We start from the raw sequence: 24,130 nt of genomic DNA on the forward strand, positions 1-24,130 counted from the left end.
AATAACATATTTTGTGTTTATTTTAATTTTTATCTATTTTTGTGTTTACTTGTTTGGCATAAGAATGTATTGTTTTTGTCACGGTGGCAAAGTTGTAAATAAGCAACCGATTTAAAACTGAATCCCAAAATTGTATTTACTTGCGCAAGCCCAACTTTTATTAGTTGGGCTTTTTTTATGCCCTTAATTTAAGTGCCCCATGATGAATTTAATCAACCAATTAAAACGCCATGTGGCTTTTACCGCATTGGTGTGCAAAACAAATAGTAACGAGCGCTTAATAGGTTACGGCCACGATATAAATAAAAAGCCTTTGCCTGATTATTTGCAGCGCAACTTTGATTATCAGCCAATGACAGAGGACGAGGCATTAAATTTATTGGCGTCGGATATTTTAGATATTTACGACCCGTTAATTGCTTACGTTGATTTTACCCAATGGCCGATGCAGCGCCAACGTGCTTTATTAGCGTTGCTTTATATGATTGGGTTTTGGGACTTTGGCCGCGATAGAGTTTTGGTTCATGCGCTTAATTACGGTGATTTTAAACTTGCTGCAGAGTGTGTAGAGACAATAAGCAAAAAAGGCATTTATGCTGAAATTGCAGAGCAGTTAGAAAATGGCGGTGATGAATGAGCGCATTTTATACGTTTTTAAGCGGTGCGGGTTATAACTTATTTTTAGCTATTATGGCTTACGTTTTATTACGTGTTGCACTGCGTTACTTTAACCGCCGCGCGGGTTATACGCTCGACGAACTTGTGAGAGATTGCAAAAATGGTAAAGATTATCGGTCGCTTGCTATTTTGTATGGTTTGCAGCTTATTGGTGCTGCCTTGTTATTCGGCCTCGTTATCTCTTAGTTGTGGTTATGATGCGGATATTGAAAGCGCAGTAAAGCGTTTTAGTGCGGGCCGTGATCCTGATTTATTAAAAGCCCAGCTTTGGCAAGAGTCACGGTTTAAAACTGATGCTGTTAGCCCCGTTGGTGCAAGTGGTATTGCGCAGTTTATGCCTGCTACTTGGGAAGAACAAACCGCCAAGCTTGGTTTGGTCGGTTCGCCGTTTGATCCTGAGTTATCTATTTTAGTTGCTGCACGATATATGCAACAGCAATACGCGTTTTGGTCGAGCCCTCGCCCTGAGTATGACCGCGAAAATTTAGCGTTGTGTAATTACAACGCAGGCGCGGGCAATTGCCTTAAAGCGCAAAAGCTTAGCGGTGGCGAAGTACTTTACCCCCATATTATCCAATACTTACCCGATGTGACAGGTCACTATTCAAGAGAGACCATTGAATATGTGCAGCACATTAGACGTTATCAATTACAAATTAAAGCGCGTTTACCGTGCAAAAGAGGTTTTTAAATGGCTAAGCAATCTTATCCACAAATTAATGTATCGGCTGTGAAAACGTCTTTAGCTCAATTGTTTTTAGATAATGGTTTAACGGTTCCTGCCGGTGATGTGACTTTTGAGCTGCAAAACGCAAACACGCAGGGCTTAATTTATGTGAGCTTTGGCGATCAGTCGGGTTTAAGTGATTTTCAAGGCAATCCAATACCGGCGTATTGGAAAACCGACGAAGTTGAAAGCTTTGAAAATGTGTTTATTCAGTCGGGCGCGGGTTTAAGCGATTCGGCTATTACTGTGACGGTCACGGTGTAGTTATGGGTATTTCATCGCCGCTATTAAAGCAAGCGGGCTTTGCTAAAAGCAAGATATTTACTGCCATTGCTTGGGTGGCAGTGCCTGACGGTTTAAGTCAATACTGGCAGCTAACATCGCCCATTGCCGTTAAGGCGGGCGCTGAAATTGAAATTAGCTTTATTGGTGGCACCCCATCTAATGCGTACGGTAAATTTATAGAGTCGGCAAGCAATCGTTCAGGTATAGACGCCGGTTCGACAAGTTCATTTTTTAGGGTTCGATTTGGAACGGCCACACTAAACGATGAGCCAGGAGATATAAATCAAGATCCCATCCCAACAAGTGGTGAAAATAAACTAATTCTAACCCCCTCAGAAGATACTACATTTGAAACAATAGGAAGCCGTGGCAGTGGTGAGCTTATGAATTTACCGCTTTATATGCTGAGAGTTAGGGATCTTAATGGTGTTTTAACTAATGAGATACCACTTACTAATAAGTCTCAAGGTGAAACCCAGTCGCCCACAGTAGGCGATGTATCGGCGGTAATGGCTAATTTTACGGCGGCCGTATGGAAGGATAAAAGCAATTTATGAGTTTATTTCAATTATACGCATTTGTAACCGCCGCCGGTTGGGATAAGTCATTGCATAAACGCTGGCCTGACGCCTTGTTAGTTGGTGATTATCGGTTGCTAGTTTTTACTAATGAAGATTTACCAAAACTTAAAGGTGAATACAGTAATGCGGTATTTAAAGAGTTTACCTTGCAAAAAACGGTTGATGCTATGAGTGCAGGGGAAATTGGCCCGTTTATATGCGACCTAAATAAAGCTAAAGCTATTTATAATCACTTTATCCCGCCAGCTGACGAGGATTAATATGTTATCACTAAATAAAACAGCGTTACTTGCAGCGGTAGCCTTAGCCATAACGGTTGGCGGTTATGTTGTAGTTAATAAATATAACAACGCTATTGAGTTAAGCACCAAGTTAGCAGCCGAGAACAAGCGCTTAAATACGAGCATAGAAAAGCTGGGCGGTGAATTACAAAGCAGTGAAGCGGATAAACTAAAGCTAATTGCTAACAATAAGCTCCAAGAGCAAATGTTTAACGAACACCTGGCAACGCTTAACACTGTGAACGAACAACAAACCGTTGTGCAAACTGAGCTAAAAGAGGTGTTCATTTATGAACAGGTTAATAAAGATTGGGGCAATACTATGTTGCCTGATGATGTTAGTCGGGTGCTACTCGACGCCACCCGATCCCAAAGTAATAACAATAACAAAGCAAGTGCCGGTGTTACCTCCGGCATACCTCCTTAATGATTGCAGTGTTAAGCAATCAGATATAACAACCAATCGTGAGCTATTAACGTTTGCTGTTAAATCCCATAATCAAAACGTGTTGTGCAGTATTGATAAGGCAGCACTTAGAAAGTGGCGGGCAAAGCATGAGTAGTAACAATGTAGAACGCAGATCGTTAGCATTTGAAAAGGCATGCATGGTTGCATTAACAGCCGTTATTGTTGGCGTGCTTAGCTGGGTTGGTCTAACTGTAAACCAAAACCAATTGCAGTATGCCCGCATTGAAGAACGTTTAGCTAGTCAGTCGGTAATATTAAAGGACTTACAGAATAAGTTTACTGACTCTGCAGTGTGGCGCTCACGTATTGAAACAGATATGGCGCTATTTAATCAGCGGCTAAGGTCTATCGAAACACAGAACAAGAAGTAAAACACCCCATTGGCTGTAGTGATGCAAGCCAATGGGCTGCTTAATATATATTTAATAGATATTGTTTTAATACTTATTAAATATATAACGGGGTTATCTATGGCACATGCAACACCTAAGCGCTGCCGCCAAGGCGGCTGCGGTAAGACTACAACAGAACGCCACGGCTACTGTGAAACACACCAAGACCAAGCGAGCTGGGGCAGCTTTCAGCAGCAACAAAGCCGCAAAGGTAAGCGCGTTTACACAACTAAAGCATGGAAACAAACCCGCGAACACGTAAAGAATTTAGCTAAATGTTTATGTATTAACTGCTTAACAAAACCAAACCCAGTTGTTAAATCAGGTTCGATATGTGAGCACATAATACCGGTTGCTAAAGGCGGTACTGAACAGTTAGAAAATTTATCTTTCTTCTGTGATTCGTGCGCAAAAACTAAAACAGGTTGGGAAAGAACCCGAACTGTTAATGAGATACTAAAAAGATACGCGCACACCGCAATAAAACTGAATCTATAGGGGTGGGGGGGGGTCTTTTTTGTTCAAAGAAAGCCCATTCTACAGTACCGCCATCTAGTCAAATTTTTATACGCAAATAATAAGAATTGAAATTTGATCAATCCGTGATCTTTATTCGATCATCAAGTTAACATTTGTTGCAGGTTCAAAATGGCCCAAACTCGCGCGCCTGGCGCTGGAAAAATTGCTAACGGTTTAACGGTTGGCGATACGTCAATTAAAAAAAAGCCAAACTGCCCCAAGGCGCTGCTTTCTGATCAGCATGCAGTTGATGCGTGGCACTCAAATTTAGGAATTATGTTTGAGCGAAAATCGTTTGCGGCCGAAGATATTCCACACTTAATTAATTACTGTAATGCGATAAGTAAAATTATAAAGCTTGAAGCGCAATTAACTAACATTGCTGATTTTACTGATGTATCGAGTTCGGGCAGCCTTAAGTTACACCCACACGTAACCGCGCATAATATGATCGTCAATCAATCAGTAAAGCTAGCTAATCAACTTGGCTTATCACCCATGGCCCGCGCCAGAATGTTGAGCGGCGGCAAAGGTGATAAGGACGACGAGGACGACGATTTTAACGAGTTTTAAACAATGGCCACTTACCCCAACGTAAACGCGGCGAACAAATATGCCCGTGATGTTGTGGCGGGTAAAATCCCTAATTGCCGTCAAGTAATACAAGCCTGCCAACGTCACTTAGATGAGCTGGCAAAAGAAAAAGACCCCGCATTTAAATACAGATTTGACAAAGCCAAAGCCGAGCGAATTTGTACGTTTATACAAAAAATGCCGCACACAAAAGGCGAATGGGCCCGCCGTAAATTACGCATAACATTAGAACCATGGCAGTTGTTTTTTTTCGCCGCCTCGTTTGGTTGGGTAGTAAAAAAAACAGGCAAGCGCCGTTTTCGCGAAGTGATGCTAAAAGTACCTCGTAAAAATGGTAAATCAATTATTGCCGCAGGTGTGGGCGTATTTGGTTTATGTGCTGATGATGAATACGGCAGCGAGGTTTATTGCGGTGCAACAAATGAAAAGCAAGCATGGGAAGTATTTAAACCCGCGCTGCTAATGGTCAACAAACTGCCAAAGCTACGCAAGCGCTTTGGCTTACAAGTACACGCTAAAAAATTAACGCGCAGCGATGGTTCAGTATTTGAACCTGTGATCGGTCAACCTGGCGATGGTAGTTCGCCGCATATTGCAATCGTTGACGAATACCACGAACAACCAACAAGCGAGCAATACGATACGTTTGATACGGGCATGGGCTCGCGTGATCAGCCAATGATTTTAACAATCACAACAGCGGGAACCAACCTAGACAGCCCTTGTTATGATTTAGAACTGCGCTGCCAAGCCATGTTAAATGGCACTCAAGACGATCACCTTTTTGCACTGCTTTACGGTATCGACGAGGGCGACGACTGGACAAACCCAGCCATACTTTTAAAAGCAAACCCAAATTACGGCATAAGTGTAAAAGCAGATTTTTTACTGGCCCAGCAGCAAAAGGCAATTAACAGCCCGCGCTTTACCAACATATTTAAAACCAAACATTTAAACATGTGGGCGAGTGCTAAAAGTGCATTTTTCAATATGGAAAAATACAAAGCTTGCGAAGATACCAGTTTAAAAATAGAGGACTTTAAAGGCACCGATTGTGTGCAAGCACTCGACTTAGCCCGCAAGCTCGATATGAACTCAAAGGCCCGCATATTTTGGAAAGACATTGGCGGCAAAACGCATTGGTATTGTGTAGCCCCTAAGTTTTGGGTGCCCTACGAGCAAGTATACAACAACGAAAACAAACAGCTTGAACAGCAATACCAGCGTTACTTAAATCAAGGGTTACTCAGCGTAACCGACGGGGCCGAAATCGACTACCGCGACATATTAGCCGACGTAGTAGAGAGTCACTTAGAAACGCCCAGCACCGCAATACCAATCGATCCACACGGTGCAACTAACTTAGCGCACAACCTAATGGACGAAGGTTTAAACGTTGTGACCGTCACGCAAAATTACACAAACCTTTCAGACCCAATGAAAGAGCTAGAGGCCGCCATTAATTCAGGGCGTTTTCATCACGATGGCAACGCATTAATGGCGTGGCAAATATCAAACGTAATCGGCAGGCACCTACAAGGTAACGACGACGTAGTGCGACCCATTAAACAAAAACCCATAAACAAAATAGATGGTGCGGTAGCGCTGATCATGGCAATAGGCGAGGCAATGCTGCAGCAAACACAAGCACCTCTTAAAAAGAAATCAATTTATGCAGGCGGTAACGTTGGATGCTAAAAAAAATCGAAAGAACACACAAAAGATTAATGAACGCATTAGCCAAAGCGGCCACTTTAATCTTAAGCGCAATTATTAACTCATATAGCTTTGTAATTGGCATGATTGGCATAGCCGCAATTACTTACGGCGCTTGGTTAATCTATAAGCCCGCCGCCTACCTAGTCGGCGGTTTACTTTTATTAATACACAGCTACTTAACCGCTAAATCAATAGCCAACAGTAAAGGGGTTAAATAATGTTTTCCCCTAGCATGTTTAAAACATCGGCAATAATTAGCTCTATGGCCCGCAGCTTTGGCAGCGGCAACCGAACCACAAACAGCGGCGTACATGTAGATGAAGTAACCGCCATGGGCAACAGCGCCTTAAACCGCGCCATCACATTATTGGCAACAAGTGTAGGGCAATTAAATTGCGAGCTTTATAAGCGCGAAGGAGATAAAAGGGATAAAGCCACAGACCACCCCCTTTACGCTGTTTTAAGATACCAGCCAAATAAAAAAGATACCGCCTTTGAATACTTCGAGTCGGGTATGGGCCTGCTTGGTTTGCGCGGTAATTTTTACGCATTAAAAGACCACGACGAAAAAATGCGGGTTAAAGAGCTTATTTGGGTTCACCCCGACAACGTACAAGTGCTTAAAGGCGGCGATGGCCTACCGTATTACCACCTCACACCTGAAAACAAAACCGTGAGCATGGACTTAATGCACCACGTAAAAGGGTTTAGCTTAAATGGTTTTACCGGTGTTTCACCCATCCAAACCGCCACCGACTCAATAGGCCTAGTGTTAGCAACAGAGCAGCACGCAAGCGCTGTATTTTCACAAGGAACAACACTAAGCGGCGTGATTGAACGCCCTAATGAAGTCGAAAGCCTTGATAAACAAACCGACATAGACAACGTGCTTGATACGTTTGCAGCCCGCCACGTAGGCGGCGTGCGTAAAGCGTTTAAAGTGGCCATGCTACAAGAGGGCATGACCTACCGCCAAATGTCAATGAACAACAACGAAGCGCAAATGATCGAGGCCCGTAAAATGGGCATTCTTGATATTGCCCGTTTATATGGCATACCGCCCAGCATGCTAGGTGAAAGCGCCGGTGAATCCTACAAATCGGTAGAGCAAACCACCTTAAATTATTTAGTGTTTGCATTAATGCCATGGTTAAAGCGCTGGGAAAGCGCCATGCACCGCGATTTATTATTACCAGAAGAAAGAGGCACCTACTTTATAGAGTTTAATTTTAGCTCATTAGTAAGAGGTGACTTTAAAACGCGGTACGACTCATACGCAATTGGCCGTCAATGGGGTTTCTTATCGGTTAACGACATACGCCGCTTTGAAAACTTACAACCAGTAGAGGGCGGCAACGAGTATTTAACACCGCTAAACATGCAAAGCCCAGAAGATAAAAAAGCAGCTAGCCAAATGTCAACCGCCACACCCGAGCAACGCCTAGAAATAGAGAAAATACTATGCCGAACATAAACTACCCACGTATTGCCGAAATGGCATTTAATACGCCACTACTTTGTACCGCGCACTTATCAAACATTATCGAATCGTTTATTGCTCCCCGATTACTAGGGCATATAAACGCTCAAAGCAATAACGCCGTATTGTCAGACGCGCAAATAAGCGCTAAAGAATCAATGCCAATTCCACTGGGCGACCCTGAAAAGGGCGATCGCATTGTCGTTTTACCCGTTCATGGAATTTTAATCCCGCGCCGTGGCTCTATAACCGATTCATGCGAAGAAGTAATGAGCTACGAATTACTACGCACCCAAATGCAAAAAGCCCTTAACGACGATTCAGTGCTTGAAATTGTACTCGATATAAACAGCGGCGGTGGCACAGCACAAGCCGCGTTTGAATGTGCCGAGTTTATTTATCAAGCGCGTAGCATTAAGCCAATTCGCGCCATCATTAATTTTAACGCCTACTCGGGTGCGTACTTAATTGCCGCAGCCTGCACCGAAATTATTATCTCAGATACAGCGGGCGTAGGTTCCGTAGGCGTCTATCAAAAGCGCCTCGATATGACCAAAGCCTACGCCGACGCAGGCTACAAAATGCACACGTTCCACCGTGGCGCAACCAAGGTTTATTTTCACCCCGACGTCGAAATGAGCGAAGAAGAACGCGCCCACACCGAAAAAAACATAGAAAAAACCTATCAAAAATTTGTAGGGGCCATCGTTAAATACCGCGATATGAGCTTAGAGCAAGTTCTTGCCACCGAGGCCGACACCTACGAAGGGCAAGCCGCAATTGATTTAAAACTGGCCGACCGACTAGCCACCCCACAAGACGCAATAAACCAAATAGCACAAGGCGCGGTGCAGCGTTCAAGCGCCCCAACAATTGCCCGCAGCATAAAAGCCCAAGCCGCAGCAATCGCACTAACACAAAATATTTAAATTCCCTGCCACGCGGCAGAGTTCACCCAAAGGTCGCATTTAGCGGCCTTTTTTTATAGCTAAAAAAAGGTAAAACTATTATGACTATCGCTCAAATTATCGCTGCGTGTAACACGCAACGCGAAACAATTAAATCTCTTGCCGCGATTGAGGCCGAAACAGGCCAATTGACCGCAGAACAATTAACACAGTTCGACACAGCGCAAGTTTCATTAGAGCAAAACCAAGCAAAACTTGCCCGCGCTCGCTTAGCACAAGAAACCGCAATAGAAACAGCAAAACCAGTAATCGGCAACGGCTTTGGTAGCGGCCTAGCTATCCACACAAAAGCACCGCTAAAAGATTACCCTGGCGCGAAGGTCGCGCGTTTAGCAATGTCAATTGCAGCAGCTAAAGGCAACTTAGCTGATGCTCGTATTTTTGCCGAAAACGAAATCGGCGATAAAGACGTTGCAATGGCAGTAACCACCGCCGCAAACTCCGGCGGGTCGCTAGTGCCTGAAAACTGGGCGAGCGAAGTAATCGAGCTGCTAACCCCGCGTACATTAGTGCGTAAAATGGGGGCTATGTCAGTTCCGCTACCAAACGGCAGCCTAACAATGCCACGCCAAAGCGGTGGTGCTACATCAAAATACAAAGGCGAAACAGAAAAAGGCGATGTATCAGAATCTAAATTCGGCGATTTAAAAATGCAGGCTAAAGAGCAAATTTCTTTAGTTGCTATGTCAAATAAATTAATAGGCCATGCAGGTTATCGTATTGAGCAGCTTGTTTTAAATGACATGATCAACGCAACAGCCCAAACCCAAGACCGTGCATTTATTCGCGGTGATGGCACAGGCGATACTCCTACCGGTATCCGCAAAACGGCCATCGATGCAGGCCGCGTTATCGCATTTGGCGGTTCATTAATTGCTACTAATATTGACGAGTATTTAGGTGCGTTAATGCTTGGCCTTGAAGAATCAAACTCAAACATGATCATGCCTGGCTGGATGCTACCACCACGTACCGCCCGTTACCTAAAAGATTTAAAAGATGCAAACGGCCGTTTTCAATACCCTGAAATGAAAGACGGATTTTTAAAAGGCTTACCGTTCGATACAACAACCAATATCCCTGCCGATCTGGGTGTTGATTCAAACGAATCTGAAATTTACCTTGTTGATTTTAACGACGTACTTATCGGTGAAACTGATACATGGTCAATCGATATAAGTAAAGAAACGGCTTACATGGATTCAAACGGTGATTTGCAGTTAACGTTCCAGCAAAACATGAGCCTGTTACGCCTAGTAACTGAAAATGATATTGGTTTCCGTCATTTAGAAGGCTTAATTGTCGGTACTGGCGTTAAATTTAACTCAAGCTATTACCTTTAATAGTTTTATTTAAGGGCATTAAAACGCCCTTTTTTCCATCTTTAAAAGGCATAACTATGAACACAAAAACAAAGTTAGTTACTTTATTAGCAAGCTTGCTTGTATCGCCTGCAGCAAGCGCCCTAGAAACATTATCTTTTGATATAAACGACTGTGATCCAGCGTTAGCGCCATTCGTTGTGGCTATTTCAGTCGGTAATTTTGAAAAAAAACCACCAGTAGACGCGCTAAAAGTTACGTTATTTGATGATGAAGGTAAAAAATCAGAGTCAAAACCAAGCGCAGAGCAGCGCGATCAAGCATGGGATTACTACCAGTTAAAAGTAACTAATACCGACGACTCAGAGCAAGAAACGAAACCCGAAAAAGAAGAAAAAAAAGCAATTAAATTTACTGGTAACTATCGCAGTTACTGTAAAGACGATATTACTTCGCGTCCTAAGTCGGTTGCTGACAAGCTAATTAAGCAAAATATTGCAGTAGCTTACACACCAGAATAGTAAAAAAGCGTTCCTCAGCCCGAGCCGCATTGTCCTGATCTGCAATGCGGCTTTTTCATGTAAAAAATAGAGTAAAGCGCATGCTAGTTACAACAAACCAAGCAAAAATTCAGTTAGAAATTGAGCAAGACGACGATTACTACGATGAACAAATACCCGATCTTATAGATCGCGCAATAGGTCAAGTGTGCGGCGACATTGGCCGCCCAATATTTGAAACAGCCGATCAAGTGCCCGAACAAACAGAGGCACCGATTATATTAGCAAATTTACTCCCATACGAAAGCGCCAACCTGCGAACCGCGTGTTTATTGCAAATAAGCAGCTTATTTAGCAATCGTGAAGTAGAAACAGATAAACCCCTAAACAAAAACGCGGCATATACCACCGCAATAAAAGGGTTTAAACGCATCATAATAGGCTAACCATGAACAGATTAACCGCCACACAAAAAAAGACGCGCGCCACGCTTTTTAACCTGGCGTTAGTCAAAACCCCCACTGGTAAAAAAGAACAGCTAACCCAAGTGGGCAAAGTTAAAGGCAGTTACCGCAAGCAGCGCGGCGGCCTAGTAAACCAACAAACACTTGATGTAAGCACAGCCCAAGTAAGTTTTGCTATTGATTACCGCCCCGCGTTTATGGCCGTAAAAAGCATAGAAATTGGCGGCCAAACTTACGAAGTAAAAGACGTAACCAACGCAGGTTTATTAAATCACACCATCATTTTTGATTTAGAGCTACAAGCCCTATGAAAATAACCGGCGAAGTGCTCGGCCTAAAAGAGCTAGAGGCCCAACTGGCAAAAGTAGCCGGTGCAACCAAAGGCAAAGTATTGCGCGCGGCCCTTAAAAAAGCTGCAAAACCCGTGCATGACGATATGAAAAGCGGGTTTACTAGCGCCTTTAATACCCAAACGGGCCACATTGAGGACTCAATAAAAACAAAAACCACCCTCAATAAAAAAGGGGCTCACAGTATTTACGACGCCGCCGCATACGTAGGCGTTTACCCCAATAAAAAATCACAAGGGCTTACAGGCAGCGCATTACCCGCACCGCTTATAGCTTATTGGCTAGAAACAGGCGTAAAGCCGCACATATTAAACCCACAAGGTTTAAATAACTTATTGCACCCAGGCTTTGCCGGTGTTCCGTTTGTGCGCCCATCCCTCATTAAAAACGAGGCAAAAGTAATAAGCACAACAAAAGTTGAGCTGGCCAAAGGCATCGAACGCGCTATTAAAAGGCAATCAACATGATCAATACAGCCATCACCGCAATACTTTACCAATTAAGCGATGACGTATTTGAACGCGAAGTAACAAGCACCGACACATTACCCGCGTTTAGTTACAAACCAGTAAGCGACACACCCGAAACCACACTCGACTTAACTGAACATCGCACAGCGCGGTATCAAATTAGTATCGTGGCGAGCAATTCAGCCGACGCCGCCACCCTTGCAAAACAATTACGCCAGCACCTTAAATATTTAAAAGGCAATTTTGGCGGGGTCAATATCACCCTAATAAAAGAGCAAAACACAATCCCCGATTTTAGCGGCGATCCTAACGTACACCGCCACATAATCGACTTTAATTTTCACTACGGAGAATAAAACCCATGAGCGAAGTTATATTTCCTGAAGGTTCACAGCTTTCAGTTTATCCAGTTGCAGACGGTTCTGATCCAATTGTTATTGCTGGGTTCGACAGCATTGGCGGCACCATTGGCAGCGAAGGCAAATTAAACACAGATAGCGTATTAAGCGATTTACAAGTGAAATACGGCAAATCAGCCCTTAAAGATGCAGGCGAACGCGAACTATTGGGGCGTTGGGACGCAACCGACGCAGGCCAAATAGAGTTAAAAGCCGCCGAAGCAGATGGAAAACAACGCAAGTTTAAATTGCGCGTAGGAACAAGTGGCCCCGCGTGGGACTTTGAAGCGGTGATCGGCTCGTTTGTAATGGGTGAACTTGAAGCCGAAAGCGGCCTGCGTTTCAAAGCAAAAATGGGCATTAACAAAGACGATGGAGTTGCATAATGGCAGCGTTTAATAAAAAGAAATTCTTAGCAAAACTAGGTGTAAAAACCCGAACAAAAGTAACGTTACCCGACGGTGAATTATACATAAAAGCCCTTACAGCAATGGAGCAAGAAGAATTTGAAAGCGCCATTCTTGACGAAAAAGGCAAAGCAAAAACCGACGTATCATTAAAAGCAATCATGGTTATCATGAGCGCCGAAGATGAAGCAGGCAGCCAAGTGTTTACCATGGACGATCTTAAAACACTGGGCGAAATGCCAGCCGCCGACATTAATAAAATGTTTAATGAGGCGCAAAAGCTAAACAATATTAGCGACGCCGACATAGAAGAACTAACAAAAAACTAAAAACCGATGGCTGGCGGTGTTTCCTAATTTCGCTTGCACTGGAATTAGGGCGCACCCCGTCGGAACTTAAAAGCCAGATAAACAACCACGAACTTGCAGAAATCTACGCTTTTAAAAAGCTGCAGCAAGAGCAATCAAACCCGAAAAAACCTAAAACCGTCGAGTTACCACCCGACGACCTAACACAATACCTTCAAGCGTGGGGAGCTAAGCTAGCATGAGCACATTAGCCAGTTTAAATATACAAATTGGCGGTAACAGCGCCACGTTACGAAAAGAGCTAACCAAAGCGGGTAAAAGTGTAAGTAACTTTGCTAAAAACGCCCGCAGTAATATGAACACCTACGCCAAAGCGGGCTTGTTAGCCGGTGGCGTGGTGGTGGGTGCTTTGTTGGGTATTTACAAGCAACAAGCGGCCGCGATTGATCAAACCGCCAAATTTTCAGACAGCATAGGCATACAAACCAGCGCACTAACTGAGTTACGCCACGCTGCAGCATTGTCAGGGGTCGCAAATAAAGACCTTGATAAAAGCTTAGAAAACATGACACGGCGCACAGCCGATGCTGCATTTAAAGGCACTGGCCCACTTGCCGACACATTAAAAGCGCTACAAATTAACGCCCAAGATTTAAATAAATTAAAACCTGATGAACAATTAGGCGTTATGGCCGAAGCCCTAAGCGGTATAGAAAGCCAATCAGAACGAACCCGCATTGCTTATGAATTGTTTGGTAAGTCAGGCACCGGCATGCTTAAAGTAATTGAAGGGGGAGCCGCAGGCATTGACGCTATGAGAGCCGAGGCCGTCGCCCTTGGCATAAGTCTTGATCGTATCGATGCAAACAAAGTAGAAATGGCCAACGACTCAATAGAGCGCGCCGAATCAGTCTTTAGCAGCTTTAGCCAAAACCTAGCAACAGAGGCCGCACCGGTGATCGGCTCACTCGCTGATTTGTTTTTAGAAAACGCCAAACAGGCAGGCGGCATGGGCAGTTATGCAGCCGATGCAGTAGGCACTATGGTAAAAGGCGCGGGCTTTGTCGGTAATGCGTGGCGCGGTATTCAAGTTATTTGGCAAGCACTAAAGGTAAGTTTTAACGGCCTGCGCTTACTAGTAATGGAAGGGGCAAACGCCATGCTTAGCGGCATGACGTCATTGGGCCAACACATTATTAAAACCGTTGTTTTTCCTATTCAGCAAGCGCTAGACGCCGCAGGTTATTTTAACGACGACGCCGCAAAAATGGCGCAAAGCTTAGCCTCATTAAGCAACTTTGACGCCCCGCAATTATTCGACAAAGATGAAACAGCCGCCGCCTATAAATCGGCGCAAGAATCAACAACCGCCCTGCACAATTTAATGATGGAACCTATTCCCTCACAAAATCTTGAACAGTGGTATGCAGACGCCAAAGCCCGCTTTGAGGGTTTAGCACAAACGTATGTAAGCACCCTAAATTACAACCCAAGTGTTGCACCTGCCGTTAGTGGGGAAACGGAAGATCCAGCAGAAGAAACCAAAAACCCATACCTAGCGCAAATAACCCAAGCCCAAGAGTATTTTGCTGTTAAAAAACTCATGCGCGAAAACGATTGGAGCGAAGAACGCGCCCAATTAGGTGTGCAATTAGAAGAATGGCGTTTAGCCCTTGAAGCTAAAAAACTAACCGAGGACGAATACCGCTTGCTTTCTCTGCAAGCAAACGAAGAATTTAACGCCCAGCGCGTAGAACAAAACCTAACGTTTATGGAGCAACTGCGCGAACAAGCCGCCCAAACCAGCACCGACTTTGATGCAATGTGGGGCAATACGTTTGACAGGTTCACCCAAGGCATAGGCGAATCAGTCGCCAATGCAGTAATGACCCAGCAAAGCTTTAGCGACTCAATGCGCAGCGTAATGCAGGGCGTTGTTAAATCAACTATTGCAGCCCTTGCCGAAATGGGCGCAAAGCGCTTAGCGTTATGGGCCATTGAAAAAGTATTAAATAAAACCACTGCAGTAAGTGCCGGTACAACCATGGCCACTAGTGCAAGTGCAATGGCATTAACCGCAGGCTTAAACGCCTTTGCAAGTACGGCCGCCATTCCAATTGTGGGCCCAATTGCTGCGCCTGCAGCAATGGCCGCCGCATTAGCAGTTGCAACACCAATGGCCACCGCCATTGGGGGTATTTCTGCAGGTATGGCGGGTATGGCGCACAGCGGTATCGACGCAATACCAAACGAAGGAACATGGCTACTTGATAAAGGCGAGCGGGTATACACCAACCAAAGCGCGCAGCGCATTGATGAAATGTACGCCATGATGTCAAACCAAAGCCAAAACCAAGGCGGCTTAACCATAGCACCAAACTTTAATGTAACCGCTATGGATACACATGGGTTTGATTCGTGGTACGAAGCCAACAAAAATCGCATAGCAACTGATATGCAAGATCTGATCGATAGACCTATGTAGGAAAGCGTAATGCTCATTTTTCCCGTTAAATACGTGCTCCCCCAGCAAGCGCGGTTGCGCAGTTTTGATACAACCCAAACAGACCCAACCCAAGGCGGTATAGACCTAACCAACCGCATTGGGTTTATGCACAAATGGGGCATAGACCTAACCACACCCAAACTTAAATACGCCGATGTTATGGGCTTGTTTTCGTTTGTGTGTTCATTAGGTGGTGAGTATGGCAATTGCTTATTTGCTAATCCTTACCCCCCAATTGGGTTGGGGGCCGATCTAGCTGCAGTAAGAACCAGCGCCGATCAGGGCAGTGAAAGCGTGGCTTTATATAATTTACCTGGCGCTAAAACGGGCATTTTAGAACCTGGCGATTTTTTACAATTTAGCACCCACAGCAAAGTGTACATGGTTACACAAAGCGTAAGCAGCAACGGCGCAGGCCAAGGCACCGTGCATATTACCCCGCCGTTACGTAATGCATTAGCACAAAACACCAGCCTTAAAACCGGTTCAAGTGTGCAATTTGTTATGCGCCTTACTTCTGACAAGCAAGATATACAATTGCGCGCCCGAGAAGGTAAGGAGCTAGCCGTAAAAGTAGAATTTATGGAGTTTATAAATGATTAATTTACCCGCCGATCTAATCGCTATTTTATCAGCCCCACATACTCACGCACACACGCTAACTATCGAACTCGACACAAACCTAACACTTACCAACGCAGGCGCGCACATAGTGCATGGCGGGGTTAAATACCAAGCGGGGTTTTGGCAGTCAAAAGCCAGTATTGAGCAGCAATCAAGCCCCAAAATTGGCGAAATAAACATAGAACTAAGCACAGTAGATAGCGCCATGACGGCGCTTTTTTTTACTTCAAATTGGCTAAATGCCCCCGTCACAATAAGCAAATTATGGTTTAACGCAGCGGGGCAAGTTGCTTACAACACCACATTGTGGAAAGGCCTGCTTTCGGGCAAGTCAGGCGAAGAAGGCGAAACCACAGCAAAGCTAACATTAAAAGCCGCGTCTATATGGGCCGACTTTGAAGCCGCGCGCGGACGAAAAACAAACCTTAAATCGCAACAGTTGTTTTACCCAACATGCAAAGGCATGGAATTTTCAGGCACCGTAATAACAGATATTCCATGGGGTCGAGAAGGTACAAGCGTCGTTGTTACAGGCTCAAGCCGTAACGACCGAGGCGCAACGCAAAGGCAATTAGAATCATGAGTTTATTTTCAAAAATACGCCATTTTACCACTAAATTAATAATGAACTGGCTTAACCCTGAGCCAGAGCAGCAACAAACCGGCACCCAAATAACTAAGCCATCAAGTGACGATCATATTAAGGTTGTTTATGGCGAGCGAAAAATAGCGGGCACCATTGTATTTTATAACACCACCAACCCCGACGACGGCGACGACGTAAAAAACGACCTACTGCACATTATTGTTGTGTGGTGCGAGGGTGGAATAGAGTCTATCGACGATATTTTATTAAATGATATATCAATTACCGACAGTAAATTTAGCGCCAAAAAGGGTGGCCGCTGGGCGTATGCCACACATTTTACAAATGGCATGGGTGGTTACAGCGACCCCCATTTAAAAGCGTCGGGCTGGGATGCTGCAACCAAAGATCACCGACTTGATGGCTTAGCATGTAGTTACATTCGTTTAGAGTGGAGCTTAGGCGACGACACACCCTTTACAGGCTTACCCGATCTGAATGCCGTTATACGTGGCCGTAAAGTTAAAAACCTTGAAACAGGCGTAACAGAATACAGCGAAAACCCTGCATACTGTACGCTTGATTATTTAACCCACCCCATTTTTGGTAAAAACTTAAGCGCCAGCGAGTACGATTTAGACTCGTTTAAAACAGCGGGCCTAGTCGCTAAAACCCAAGTGCCAGAATACCAAGGCGCAAGCACGACCAAGCCGTTATTTACCTGTAATTTAGCAATCGATACCAGTGCATCATTGCTTGATAACGTCGAGTTATTGGGTAAATCAATGCGCGCGCTTATGCCTATTATTAACGGGCGACTAACGTTAATCATTGAGCAAGACGAAGAACCGACCGAGTACGGCTTATCAGAACGTGATTTTAAAGGCTCATTAAAGTACGACGACGGCGGCAAAGATAAACGCTATAACCGTGTAATTGTTGAATACATAGACAAAGAACTAAGTTACAGCGACCAAGACGCCATTTACCCAGAGCCAGATAGCGAACTGGCCGATCAGTGGTTAGCCGAAGATAACGGCGTATTGCTTGAGTATCGTTTTAAAGTATCAAGCTGTAATAACTATTATGAAGCGCGCCAAATGGCCCGCATCATAGCCATGATCAGCCGAGAATCATTAAACTTTAACGTACTGTGTGCCCCAATTGCGATGCGTTACACCGTTGGCGATGTAGTGCCTATTTCGCACAATAAATTAGGCTGGGACAAAAAGCCATTTAGATTAATTAAAAGCGTTCAACAATCAACAGGGCAATTTTTATTAACCTTTAGAGAGCACCAACCGTACATTTATAACTGGTTAAGTGGCGTTGTACGCCCACCAATACCGGACACATCACTACCCGATCCGCGTAATGTGGCCGAGCCGGTTAATTTTACCAGTACTTTATTAAACGACGGCAACGTGAAAATTAATTGGGAGTCGGTATACAGCCATTTTGATATACAAATATATAAAAACGGCACGCTATTAAGCACCACAACAAGCGTTACCCCCTCGTTTATTATTAGCGCCCTAGACGCAGGTAACTACGAAATGGACGTGCGCGCCGCGTCAAAAATTGGTTTTCGTAGCGCATGGGTATCGTTTGGTTTTAGTGTTGCGTTACCTGGCGTTCCCGTTGTTAATATAGACGCCGTAACTTATAACACCATTACCCTAAGCGCCAGCGTAACCGGTGCAAGTTTAGGCACAACGTTTGAATGGCAGTTTTTAGGCCAAACAGCCGAGCCAAACACTAACCCAAACACCGCAAGCGGCTATAACTATATTTATACCGGCCTTGTGCCAGATACCGAATACAGCTTTAAGGTGCGTACTAAAAATTTATCAGGTGTGAGCCCTTGGGTAGACGTGGCCGTTAAAACGTCACTATCTGATTTATTAGACTATATCGACGATATACCACTACAAAAATTAAGCGAAGATGCACAAACACTTATCGAAGATATAAACACGCAAGTAGACCGCCTGCGCCCTGAAACCGAAGGGAATTTACCTGATTTAATCGTAAATAACATAAGCGAAATACGTAATTTAAAAAATGCGGGCTATCAAACAGGGCAAGACGTAACCCAGACCATTGACGAATTTAACAGCCAGTATTCAATAACCGCCACCCTGCAGCAGTATGACGAAAACGAAGTTTTGCAAAAGGCCATCGCTGCGCAGCAATTTATTGATGGTGCCGAGGGGTTTATTAGCGACCAAATCACCGCATTTAATGCCGCTGATGGGAGCGTAGATAGTCAGTTTTCAAACGTTGATCAGCAGTTAAACGCCTTAACTGGCAAGATTTCGCAAAACATAGTGCAAATTCAAGGGTTAGATATTGATTTACAAAATGCGAATCTTAACGATGTAATAACCGCTGCTAATCAGCTTATAAAAAATAACGAACTAGCGCAGCAGGGTGTAAAGCTAGCTATTGCACAAACTGAACTAAAGGCCAATTCCAGTGATATCGAATCATTAGCAAGTTTTACACTTGAACTACAGGCAGTATTCAATCAAAGCCAAGCCGCCTTTACGGATTTATCCACTGTGGTTGCAAATGATAAGCAAGCGCTTGTAGCTGTCGAACAATCCTTAACAGCTAAAATAAACAACGATACAAGTGCCGCAGTTGCTACAGCAAAAGAGTATACCCGCACGGCCGTTGGATATTGTGTAGACGAAAACGGCGAAGTAACCAGCGAGAACGACGCGGTGCAATGTGTTGCCGATGGCGGATCATGGGTGCAAGGCCCGTTAGCCGAGTATATTTCAAACCTGCAAATTAGTGATGGTGACAGCACCGCCAGCATTAAAGAGTTAAAGCAAGTCTTTAAAAAAGTAAACGGTGAATTGGTGGCCCGTGGTGGGTGGGTGCTCGATAACAATGGCCGTGCGGTAAGTGTCGCCGGTTATAACGATGGCGAAACAGGCAACTTAGATTTAGTGGCCGACGTAATACGTCAAGGCGTCATGGTAGGCAATACCTTTGTGCCTACTTCGTATATTGATAACACTGATCCAGCAAACCCCGTGCACACCTTTAAAGGCCGCATGGTTTTAGGTGATGGCACCGCTATTGAAAATGCCGCAGACATACAAGCGCAAGCCGGTGGCCGTGGTGGGGTTTACTACGTAGGAACAAGCACTGGCGCATGGAATGATAGCACCGCAAACAGTGCTGTACCTGGCAACACACCAATCAACGGCGATGTAGTTAATATTTATAAAACCAGCAACCCCAATGTAAACACCACCAAAAAATACACCGGCAGTGCATGGGAAAGTTATGCCCTAGAAGTAAACGGCGCAATATTTGCCACCGGTTCTATTGACGGCCAAGCTTTTAGGGCGGGCACTCGCATTGAGTCGCCTCGTATTGATTTAATTGGCGGCAGTTTTATGAAAATAGAATATGCACCAGGCTTTGGCCCCGATAATCTTTGGTATTGGTATGGCCCTCGAATTGAGGTTAATGGCCTTCCTGATTTAGATTCTCTAACCAAAGTAAATGCAACAGAGTGGAAAGACACCAGCGGCAATGGTTATTTTGGTGGCTCTATTGTTGCCGGTACTTATAGTACAGCGCTAACGACCACGGATTTATCAGCCGATGCCTTTGTAGAGATTGGCCCATTTGGCTCGAACGGCGGGGTTATTAATATAGTGTGCTCTTTGCAGTTTTCATCTAGGGCCACAGGTTCTAGTACAAATGAAGCGCCGCAACCTTCCGCGCCCGAATACACAATAACTCTTTCAGAATATGTGGGAACCAGCTGGGTAGTTAGACAAACACAATCTTATACTGGTGAGGGGCGAATCCTAGTGCAAACCTTTGAAACTGAGGATGATAAATGGCACTGGGTCCTACAACAAACGGCGAGTGGTTCGTTTACATATACCGATAATAAGCAATCTACAGTAGACCGAACCTACAAGTTAGCAATAACACGACGAGTTAGTGCGGCCGTGAATGTGGGTAGTTATCAAAATCCGTCACAAAAACTTTCAATAATTTCACAAGAGGACTAATCATGGCCGCATTTACAGCCAATCAGATAAGCATTAACACAGGTGACAAACTCGCTGTAATTAATAGCGGTGAAAACCCCGCGCAAGTTAATAAAGGGGATTTTTTAGTTGTAAAAATGCAAGAGATAATGCCGGTTGAAATCAGTGGGGTGCTTGCTACAGACTCAGGCGGGTTTATCATTGAGCTACTAAACCCTTGGGGGTATGAAAATATAAATAACGCTCCAGCCACTGTAATTCCAAGCACGATAAAATTTCAATCAATAATGAAGGTTTTGCAAGATGCAAACACGCTATTTAATAACAACACACAAGCAATGCACGATTGGCAAACCAAGCAGGGCAATGTAACGTTTAGTAATTTAGATGGCACAAACGTTGAGGTTAAAACGCTTTCGACGATAATTGATGATTTATTAAGTTTATTTGTGAGTCACAACGACACCCGCGAGCTAAACGCCCCCGGCGGGCATGACAGTATATATAAACGTAACTTTAATAACGTTGCGCAAATGAAAGCGTACACGGCGCACAAGCTAGGAAATAAATATTCGACAGGTAAAACAATTTGGAAAGTAGTTGCCGCCGCCACCCCATACCCTACAGATAATGGTTTGTACTTACGCGCGCTGGGTGACGTGAATGTTAGTGATTTTTTAGAGCCACCTACGGAGTTGTGGCAATATGAAAACCCAATTACCGTGCCAAATAATTTAGCGCAATACCAAGTTTTTGCGGGTGAATCTCAAAACGAAAATATAGAAATAGGTAAAACTTATACAGTTAGATATGCAGTATCAGAATCAGCCACAGGTACAGAAGATGTTAGGGTTCGTATTGGTGGCGACAGTAAGCAACTACAATCAGGTTCAGGAGAGTATGAAGTCACCGCTGTAAGTCAAAGGTGCACAATAGATACAGCCCGAGGTGATGACGGATCAGCCGGAGCGGTGATCAGCATATCGATCACAGAAAAAACAGAATACGGCGCGATTATTAAACAAGCTAATGACTATTGCCAACACGAAAACACCCGCAACCGCTTAGTTTTTCCTGAAAACTCAGAGTATATTTTTAACGAAAATGATAGTTTTGAAATTTTTGTTGAGGGCGGCGGCTGGTACTGCCGTGGTATTTGTAAATTAAAATGGTCTGCAGCCCCATTGGCTGGGTTTGCAATAAAAGTACGCGGCCGCTACGCATACAGCGACAACTATCAACGCCTAGTGGAAGAATCAAACAATATACCGCTTGAGGGGTTCACCATTGGTGAGTATGGCAATATGGTTGCGGGTTCGGGTTTGCAGCTAGGGCACGCAAATGCCCGCCAAAGTGCCGATGGTGTTGTAGTTACAAGTAAATTTAAAATCCGCCGCGTAAACGTGTTTGACTTTGATGACGTAATTGATTTTTGGAATGGCGTATGGGCGTGTGAGCTTGAAAAAGTAAACACAATGGGCGGTAGTTGGCGAACCCCGCGCTATTTTGGCGGGCTAGATTTTGGCGAGAATATCAAGTTGTCGCATTGCTTTATAGCCGATAACCACCAACGCACGGATGGCACCATGGGGGTTGTTCATTTTGAAGCGGGCTCTTATAACATACATGGCGGATCATTTGACAATATGCGCGTTAAAGTCGATGGTGACGCAGACGTTAGAATGTATGGCCCGCACTTTGAAAACCCTGTATCTACCGCAAAAAACAAACGATTTTTAGAGGTTATAGGCAGCCATGCATGGTGTGTAATTAACGAGCCCCGCATAGTTATTAGAAATACAAATATTTACAGCACCTTATTTTATTGTAAAGCCGCAACAGCAGGCGATCCGCACCCACAAGCGGGCGGCCTAAAATTAAATAACCCTCATTTCTCAGCGGCCGAAAAATACCGCCCTGATTTAGCGTTAGTTAAAAGTGCAGAGGATAACTTTAGCTACGAAGGTGATGGGTATTTAGAATTGGTGGGTGGTGGTGGTAAGGTTTTTTGTGATACAGCCGCGATGAACTCATTGTATTACAGTGGTTTAGCCATACCAATATCTAAAAGCCTAGCCGGTGGATTAAGGAATTACGATTATCAACAAAATGAAATAGGTGATTCCCCCAATGGCTGGCAATCAATTAAGGAGGGCACCCACTTAGGGGTTATTGAGGTAACAGACGATCATTACTGGGTAGGCGACAGGTCATTAAAAATGCAGGCCTGGCATAATGGGGGGAGCACCTTTTATTCTACAAAGCTTATGCAAAAAATACCCTGCCAAGGTGGCCAGTTAGTTTTAGGTTCCATCATGAGAAAATACCAGTTTATACTTGAAAACGGGGCCAATGGGCCGGTATCGGGTGAGGTAACGAGCCAATTAGATTTTTACGACAACCAAGGTGTTGTTATTGGTGTGCTAGCTTTTAAGGGGGGTGCCGTTACGTCAGATTCACAAAGTGAGCACAATGGTTGGGAGCTTTTGCGCCATTTTGGAGTTGCACCCGCTGGCACCGTCGAAGTGGCGTTAACGCTTAATACCTTTTCAACATCGGATAGCGAGGATAAAAAATTAACCAGTTACTGGGATGCCGCTATTTTAAATGCGGTCTAAAAGTCTAAAAAAACAACACTTAAACAGTGGGCGTGATCTTTAACTTGAAGATAACACATATCGTGTTATATTAACTATTCAGGACGAGGTAACGCTTTTAACAAAGCAGGACTTATAAGAAAGGTAAAACGGGCGCTGCACCGCGCCCGTTTTGCGCTTAAGCACACAAGCAAGAGCTTAAACGAGCTTTTATTTTATGCCCAAAGCGCACTAAATACAAGCAGCCAACATGCAAACAAATAATAACACCCCATTACAGCACTGTAACCGCGTTAAAAACGCAAACCCTAATTACACAGTGCCAAGCAATCACACTACCCGCCTCGCCTTTGTGCGTGATCTTGTCGAAAAGTCTCAAAAAATAAACATCGTAAAATCAGACGCGGCCGTATACATGCGCCCCGCCACTAACCGTAAAAAAATATATTACCCCGACCGTGAAAAAGCCATGCGCGCTTTGGCAACCGTATTTTGTGAGCACGTAAACCTTGTAACCCACCAAGTACAAATAAGCCTACGCAATGCCGCCGACTCATGCGGTTTAAGCACCATAAGCCAAAACGAGCTTAATAAAACGAAAGTAGATAAAAACTACGCCCCTAAACCAAGTATTAGCCGCGCCAGTCGTGCGTTTAAAGATATGGTTGATCTAGGGTGGATCGTGGCCCATAAAGAATGGCAAGTATGGGATAAACACGCGGGCCAATGGCTCGATAAATACTTTGAAGTAACCGAGCTGTTTTTTAAAGCACTGGGTATTACACCCGAACGCGTAGCCCGCCAACGCGATGCACGTTTAAAATACTTACGCAAAAAAGGTATTAACAGCGGTTTAACGGCCGATCAGTTGGGCTTTATG

At 44.4% G+C, this 24,130-nt stretch carries 29 protein-coding genes; all 29 read left to right on the forward strand.

The genetic code is table 11. From position 1 onward, the window contains the following. The first annotated feature begins 199 nt into the window (after positions 1–199). Positions 200–637, forward strand: coding sequence for a glycoside hydrolase family protein (locus H5122_RS18310; RefSeq protein WP_182682882.1), 438 nt, complete (start codon positions 200–202; stop codon positions 635–637). Then, positions 634–864, forward strand: coding sequence for a hypothetical protein (locus H5122_RS18315; RefSeq protein WP_182682881.1), 231 nt, complete (start codon positions 634–636; stop codon positions 862–864). Before H5122_RS18310 ends, H5122_RS18315 begins: the two co-directional genes overlap by 4 nt. Further along, positions 812–1,369 carry a transglycosylase SLT domain-containing protein gene (locus tag H5122_RS18320; protein WP_182682880.1) on the forward strand — a complete coding sequence of 186 codons (558 nt, stop codon included), beginning with the start codon at positions 812–814 and terminating at the stop codon, positions 1,367–1,369. Before H5122_RS18315 ends, H5122_RS18320 begins: the two co-directional genes overlap by 53 nt. After that, a complete protein-coding gene (locus tag H5122_RS18325) occupies positions 1,370–1,669 on the forward strand; it encodes a hypothetical protein (RefSeq protein ID WP_182682879.1) in 300 nt (99 codons plus the stop codon). 2 nt (positions 1,670–1,671) lie between these two features. Beyond that, entirely contained in the window at positions 1,672–2,247 is a 576-nt protein-coding gene (locus tag H5122_RS18330) for a hypothetical protein (RefSeq protein ID WP_182682878.1), read from the forward strand. Beyond that, on the forward strand, positions 2,244–2,531 hold the full coding sequence (locus H5122_RS18335; RefSeq protein WP_182682877.1) for a hypothetical protein: 288 nt from the start codon (positions 2,244–2,246) through the stop codon (positions 2,529–2,531). The genes H5122_RS18330 and H5122_RS18335 overlap by 4 nt, the downstream gene beginning before the upstream one ends. Position 2,532: 1 nt before the next feature. Then, positions 2,533–2,979 carry a hypothetical protein gene (locus H5122_RS18340; RefSeq protein ID WP_182682876.1) on the forward strand — a complete coding sequence of 149 codons (447 nt, stop codon included), beginning with the start codon at positions 2,533–2,535 and terminating at the stop codon, positions 2,977–2,979. Continuing rightward, complete coding sequence (locus tag H5122_RS20330) at positions 2,888–3,115, forward strand: hypothetical protein (protein WP_404936282.1); 228 nt, start codon at positions 2,888–2,890, stop codon at positions 3,113–3,115. The genes H5122_RS18340 and H5122_RS20330 overlap by 92 nt, the downstream gene beginning before the upstream one ends. Further along, the gene (locus tag H5122_RS18345; RefSeq protein ID WP_182682875.1) at positions 3,108–3,392 is read left to right on the forward strand and encodes a hypothetical protein; all 285 of its coding nucleotides are present in this window, start codon (positions 3,108–3,110) and stop codon (positions 3,390–3,392) included. The genes H5122_RS20330 and H5122_RS18345 overlap by 8 nt, the downstream gene beginning before the upstream one ends. A 99-nt stretch (positions 3,393–3,491) precedes the next feature. Then, positions 3,492–3,911, forward strand: a complete 420-nt coding sequence (locus H5122_RS18350) for an HNH endonuclease (RefSeq protein WP_182682874.1) — start codon at positions 3,492–3,494, stop codon at positions 3,909–3,911. Positions 3,912–4,061: 150 nt separating this feature from the next. Continuing rightward, entirely contained in the window at positions 4,062–4,505 is a 444-nt protein-coding gene (locus tag H5122_RS18355) for a P27 family phage terminase small subunit (RefSeq protein ID WP_182682873.1), read from the forward strand. A gap of 3 nt (positions 4,506–4,508) precedes the next feature. Beyond that, positions 4,509–6,224, forward strand: a complete 1,716-nt coding sequence (locus tag H5122_RS18360) for a terminase large subunit (RefSeq protein ID WP_182682872.1) — start codon at positions 4,509–4,511, stop codon at positions 6,222–6,224. Between the two features lie 29 nt (positions 6,225–6,253). Further along, the gene (locus H5122_RS18365; RefSeq protein ID WP_182682871.1) at positions 6,254–6,463 is read left to right on the forward strand and encodes a hypothetical protein; all 210 of its coding nucleotides are present in this window, start codon (positions 6,254–6,256) and stop codon (positions 6,461–6,463) included. Continuing rightward, positions 6,463–7,719: a phage portal protein gene (locus tag H5122_RS18370; RefSeq protein ID WP_182713003.1), complete on the forward strand. Its 1,257-nt coding sequence runs from the start codon at positions 6,463–6,465 to the stop codon at positions 7,717–7,719. The genes H5122_RS18365 and H5122_RS18370 overlap by 1 nt, the downstream gene beginning before the upstream one ends. After that, complete coding sequence (locus H5122_RS18375; protein WP_182682939.1) at positions 7,707–8,654, forward strand: S49 family peptidase; 948 nt, start codon at positions 7,707–7,709, stop codon at positions 8,652–8,654. The genes H5122_RS18370 and H5122_RS18375 overlap by 13 nt, the downstream gene beginning before the upstream one ends. 80 nt (positions 8,655–8,734) lie before the next feature. Next, complete coding sequence (locus tag H5122_RS18380; protein WP_182682938.1) at positions 8,735–10,036, forward strand: phage major capsid protein; 1,302 nt, start codon at positions 8,735–8,737, stop codon at positions 10,034–10,036. Between the two features lie 56 nt (positions 10,037–10,092). Then, entirely contained in the window at positions 10,093–10,536 is a 444-nt protein-coding gene (locus H5122_RS18385; RefSeq protein ID WP_182682937.1) for a hypothetical protein, read from the forward strand. A gap of 80 nt (positions 10,537–10,616) precedes the next feature. Next, complete coding sequence (locus H5122_RS18390; RefSeq protein WP_182682936.1) at positions 10,617–10,961, forward strand: head-tail connector protein; 345 nt, start codon at positions 10,617–10,619, stop codon at positions 10,959–10,961. Between the two features lie 2 nt (positions 10,962–10,963). After that, positions 10,964–11,290 (forward strand): hypothetical protein, encoded by a 327-nt coding sequence (locus tag H5122_RS18395; RefSeq protein ID WP_182682935.1) that lies wholly within the window; start codon positions 10,964–10,966, stop codon positions 11,288–11,290. Further along, a complete protein-coding gene (locus H5122_RS18400; RefSeq protein WP_182682934.1) occupies positions 11,287–11,796 on the forward strand; it encodes an HK97 gp10 family phage protein in 510 nt (169 codons plus the stop codon). Before H5122_RS18395 ends, H5122_RS18400 begins: the two co-directional genes overlap by 4 nt. Further along, on the forward strand, positions 11,793–12,155 hold the full coding sequence (locus tag H5122_RS18405) for a hypothetical protein (RefSeq protein WP_182682933.1): 363 nt from the start codon (positions 11,793–11,795) through the stop codon (positions 12,153–12,155). The genes H5122_RS18400 and H5122_RS18405 overlap by 4 nt, the downstream gene beginning before the upstream one ends. Before the next feature lie 5 nt (positions 12,156–12,160). Beyond that, positions 12,161–12,583, forward strand: coding sequence for a hypothetical protein (locus H5122_RS18410; RefSeq protein ID WP_182682932.1), 423 nt, complete (start codon positions 12,161–12,163; stop codon positions 12,581–12,583). Next, the gene (locus H5122_RS18415; protein ID WP_182682931.1) at positions 12,583–12,933 is read left to right on the forward strand and encodes a hypothetical protein; all 351 of its coding nucleotides are present in this window, start codon (positions 12,583–12,585) and stop codon (positions 12,931–12,933) included. The genes H5122_RS18410 and H5122_RS18415 overlap by 1 nt, the downstream gene beginning before the upstream one ends. Before the next feature lie 217 nt (positions 12,934–13,150). After that, positions 13,151–15,397, forward strand: coding sequence for a hypothetical protein (locus H5122_RS18420; RefSeq protein ID WP_182682930.1), 2,247 nt, complete (start codon positions 13,151–13,153; stop codon positions 15,395–15,397). A 9-nt stretch (positions 15,398–15,406) separates the two neighbouring features. Then, the gene (locus H5122_RS18425; RefSeq protein ID WP_182682929.1) at positions 15,407–16,021 is read left to right on the forward strand and encodes a hypothetical protein; all 615 of its coding nucleotides are present in this window, start codon (positions 15,407–15,409) and stop codon (positions 16,019–16,021) included. Beyond that, positions 16,014–16,625 (forward strand): hypothetical protein, encoded by a 612-nt coding sequence (locus tag H5122_RS18430; RefSeq protein ID WP_182682928.1) that lies wholly within the window; start codon positions 16,014–16,016, stop codon positions 16,623–16,625. Before H5122_RS18425 ends, H5122_RS18430 begins: the two co-directional genes overlap by 8 nt. Then, the gene (locus tag H5122_RS18435) at positions 16,622–20,674 is read left to right on the forward strand and encodes a hypothetical protein (protein ID WP_182682927.1); all 4,053 of its coding nucleotides are present in this window, start codon (positions 16,622–16,624) and stop codon (positions 20,672–20,674) included. The genes H5122_RS18430 and H5122_RS18435 overlap by 4 nt, the downstream gene beginning before the upstream one ends. A gap of 2 nt (positions 20,675–20,676) precedes the next feature. After that, positions 20,677–23,271 (forward strand): hypothetical protein, encoded by a 2,595-nt coding sequence (locus tag H5122_RS18440; RefSeq protein WP_182682926.1) that lies wholly within the window; start codon positions 20,677–20,679, stop codon positions 23,269–23,271. Between the two features lie 229 nt (positions 23,272–23,500). Continuing rightward, positions 23,501–24,130: plasmid replication initiator RepA (gene repA / locus H5122_RS18445; protein ID WP_182713004.1), on the forward strand; the 630-nt coding region annotated here is incomplete at its 3' end.

The organism is Pseudoalteromonas sp. SG43-8 (assembly GCF_014164245.1).
Classification (GTDB): Bacteria; Pseudomonadota; Gammaproteobacteria; order Enterobacterales; family Alteromonadaceae; genus Pseudoalteromonas; species Pseudoalteromonas distincta.

Excerpts from the sequence above, each read along its gene's own strand:
- H5122_RS18390 (WP_182682936.1), top strand. The coding sequence starts at position 10,617 with ATGCTAGTTACAACAAACCAAGCAAAAATTCAGTTAGAAATTGAGCAA.
- H5122_RS18435 (WP_182682927.1), top strand. The coding sequence starts at position 16,622 with ATGAGTTTATTTTCAAAAATACGCCATTTTACCACTAAATTAATAATG.
- H5122_RS18380 (WP_182682938.1), top strand. The coding sequence starts at position 8,735 with ATGACTATCGCTCAAATTATCGCTGCGTGTAACACGCAACGCGAAACA.
- H5122_RS18340 (WP_182682876.1), top strand. The coding sequence starts at position 2,533 with ATGTTATCACTAAATAAAACAGCGTTACTTGCAGCGGTAGCCTTAGCC.
- H5122_RS18405 (WP_182682933.1), top strand. The coding sequence starts at position 11,793 with ATGATCAATACAGCCATCACCGCAATACTTTACCAATTAAGCGATGAC.
- H5122_RS18350 (WP_182682874.1), top strand. The coding sequence starts at position 3,492 with ATGGCACATGCAACACCTAAGCGCTGCCGCCAAGGCGGCTGCGGTAAG.
- H5122_RS18360 (WP_182682872.1), top strand. The coding sequence starts at position 4,509 with ATGGCCACTTACCCCAACGTAAACGCGGCGAACAAATATGCCCGTGAT.
- H5122_RS18385 (WP_182682937.1), top strand. The coding sequence starts at position 10,093 with ATGAACACAAAAACAAAGTTAGTTACTTTATTAGCAAGCTTGCTTGTA.
- H5122_RS18410 (WP_182682932.1), top strand. The coding sequence starts at position 12,161 with ATGAGCGAAGTTATATTTCCTGAAGGTTCACAGCTTTCAGTTTATCCA.
- H5122_RS18345 (WP_182682875.1), top strand. The coding sequence starts at position 3,108 with ATGAGTAGTAACAATGTAGAACGCAGATCGTTAGCATTTGAAAAGGCA.
- H5122_RS18430 (WP_182682928.1), top strand. The coding sequence starts at position 16,014 with ATGATTAATTTACCCGCCGATCTAATCGCTATTTTATCAGCCCCACAT.
- H5122_RS18365 (WP_182682871.1), top strand. The coding sequence starts at position 6,254 with ATGAACGCATTAGCCAAAGCGGCCACTTTAATCTTAAGCGCAATTATT.
- H5122_RS20330 (WP_404936282.1), top strand. The coding sequence starts at position 2,888 with ATGTTAGTCGGGTGCTACTCGACGCCACCCGATCCCAAAGTAATAACA.
- H5122_RS18315 (WP_182682881.1), top strand. The coding sequence starts at position 634 with ATGAGCGCATTTTATACGTTTTTAAGCGGTGCGGGTTATAACTTATTT.
- H5122_RS18355 (WP_182682873.1), top strand. The coding sequence starts at position 4,062 with ATGGCCCAAACTCGCGCGCCTGGCGCTGGAAAAATTGCTAACGGTTTA.
- H5122_RS18440 (WP_182682926.1), top strand. The coding sequence starts at position 20,677 with ATGGCCGCATTTACAGCCAATCAGATAAGCATTAACACAGGTGACAAA.
- H5122_RS18320 (WP_182682880.1), top strand. The coding sequence starts at position 812 with ATGGTTTGCAGCTTATTGGTGCTGCCTTGTTATTCGGCCTCGTTATCT.
- H5122_RS18335 (WP_182682877.1), top strand. The coding sequence starts at position 2,244 with ATGAGTTTATTTCAATTATACGCATTTGTAACCGCCGCCGGTTGGGAT.
- H5122_RS18415 (WP_182682931.1), top strand. The coding sequence starts at position 12,583 with ATGGCAGCGTTTAATAAAAAGAAATTCTTAGCAAAACTAGGTGTAAAA.
- H5122_RS18395 (WP_182682935.1), top strand. The coding sequence starts at position 10,964 with ATGAACAGATTAACCGCCACACAAAAAAAGACGCGCGCCACGCTTTTT.
- H5122_RS18420 (WP_182682930.1), top strand. The coding sequence starts at position 13,151 with ATGAGCACATTAGCCAGTTTAAATATACAAATTGGCGGTAACAGCGCC.
- H5122_RS18375 (WP_182682939.1), top strand. The coding sequence starts at position 7,707 with ATGCCGAACATAAACTACCCACGTATTGCCGAAATGGCATTTAATACG.
- H5122_RS18425 (WP_182682929.1), top strand. The coding sequence starts at position 15,407 with ATGCTCATTTTTCCCGTTAAATACGTGCTCCCCCAGCAAGCGCGGTTG.
- H5122_RS18400 (WP_182682934.1), top strand. The coding sequence starts at position 11,287 with ATGAAAATAACCGGCGAAGTGCTCGGCCTAAAAGAGCTAGAGGCCCAA.
- H5122_RS18330 (WP_182682878.1), top strand. The coding sequence starts at position 1,672 with ATGGGTATTTCATCGCCGCTATTAAAGCAAGCGGGCTTTGCTAAAAGC.
- H5122_RS18370 (WP_182713003.1), top strand. The coding sequence starts at position 6,463 with ATGTTTTCCCCTAGCATGTTTAAAACATCGGCAATAATTAGCTCTATG.
- H5122_RS18325 (WP_182682879.1), top strand. The coding sequence starts at position 1,370 with ATGGCTAAGCAATCTTATCCACAAATTAATGTATCGGCTGTGAAAACG.
- H5122_RS18310 (WP_182682882.1), top strand. The coding sequence starts at position 200 with ATGATGAATTTAATCAACCAATTAAAACGCCATGTGGCTTTTACCGCA.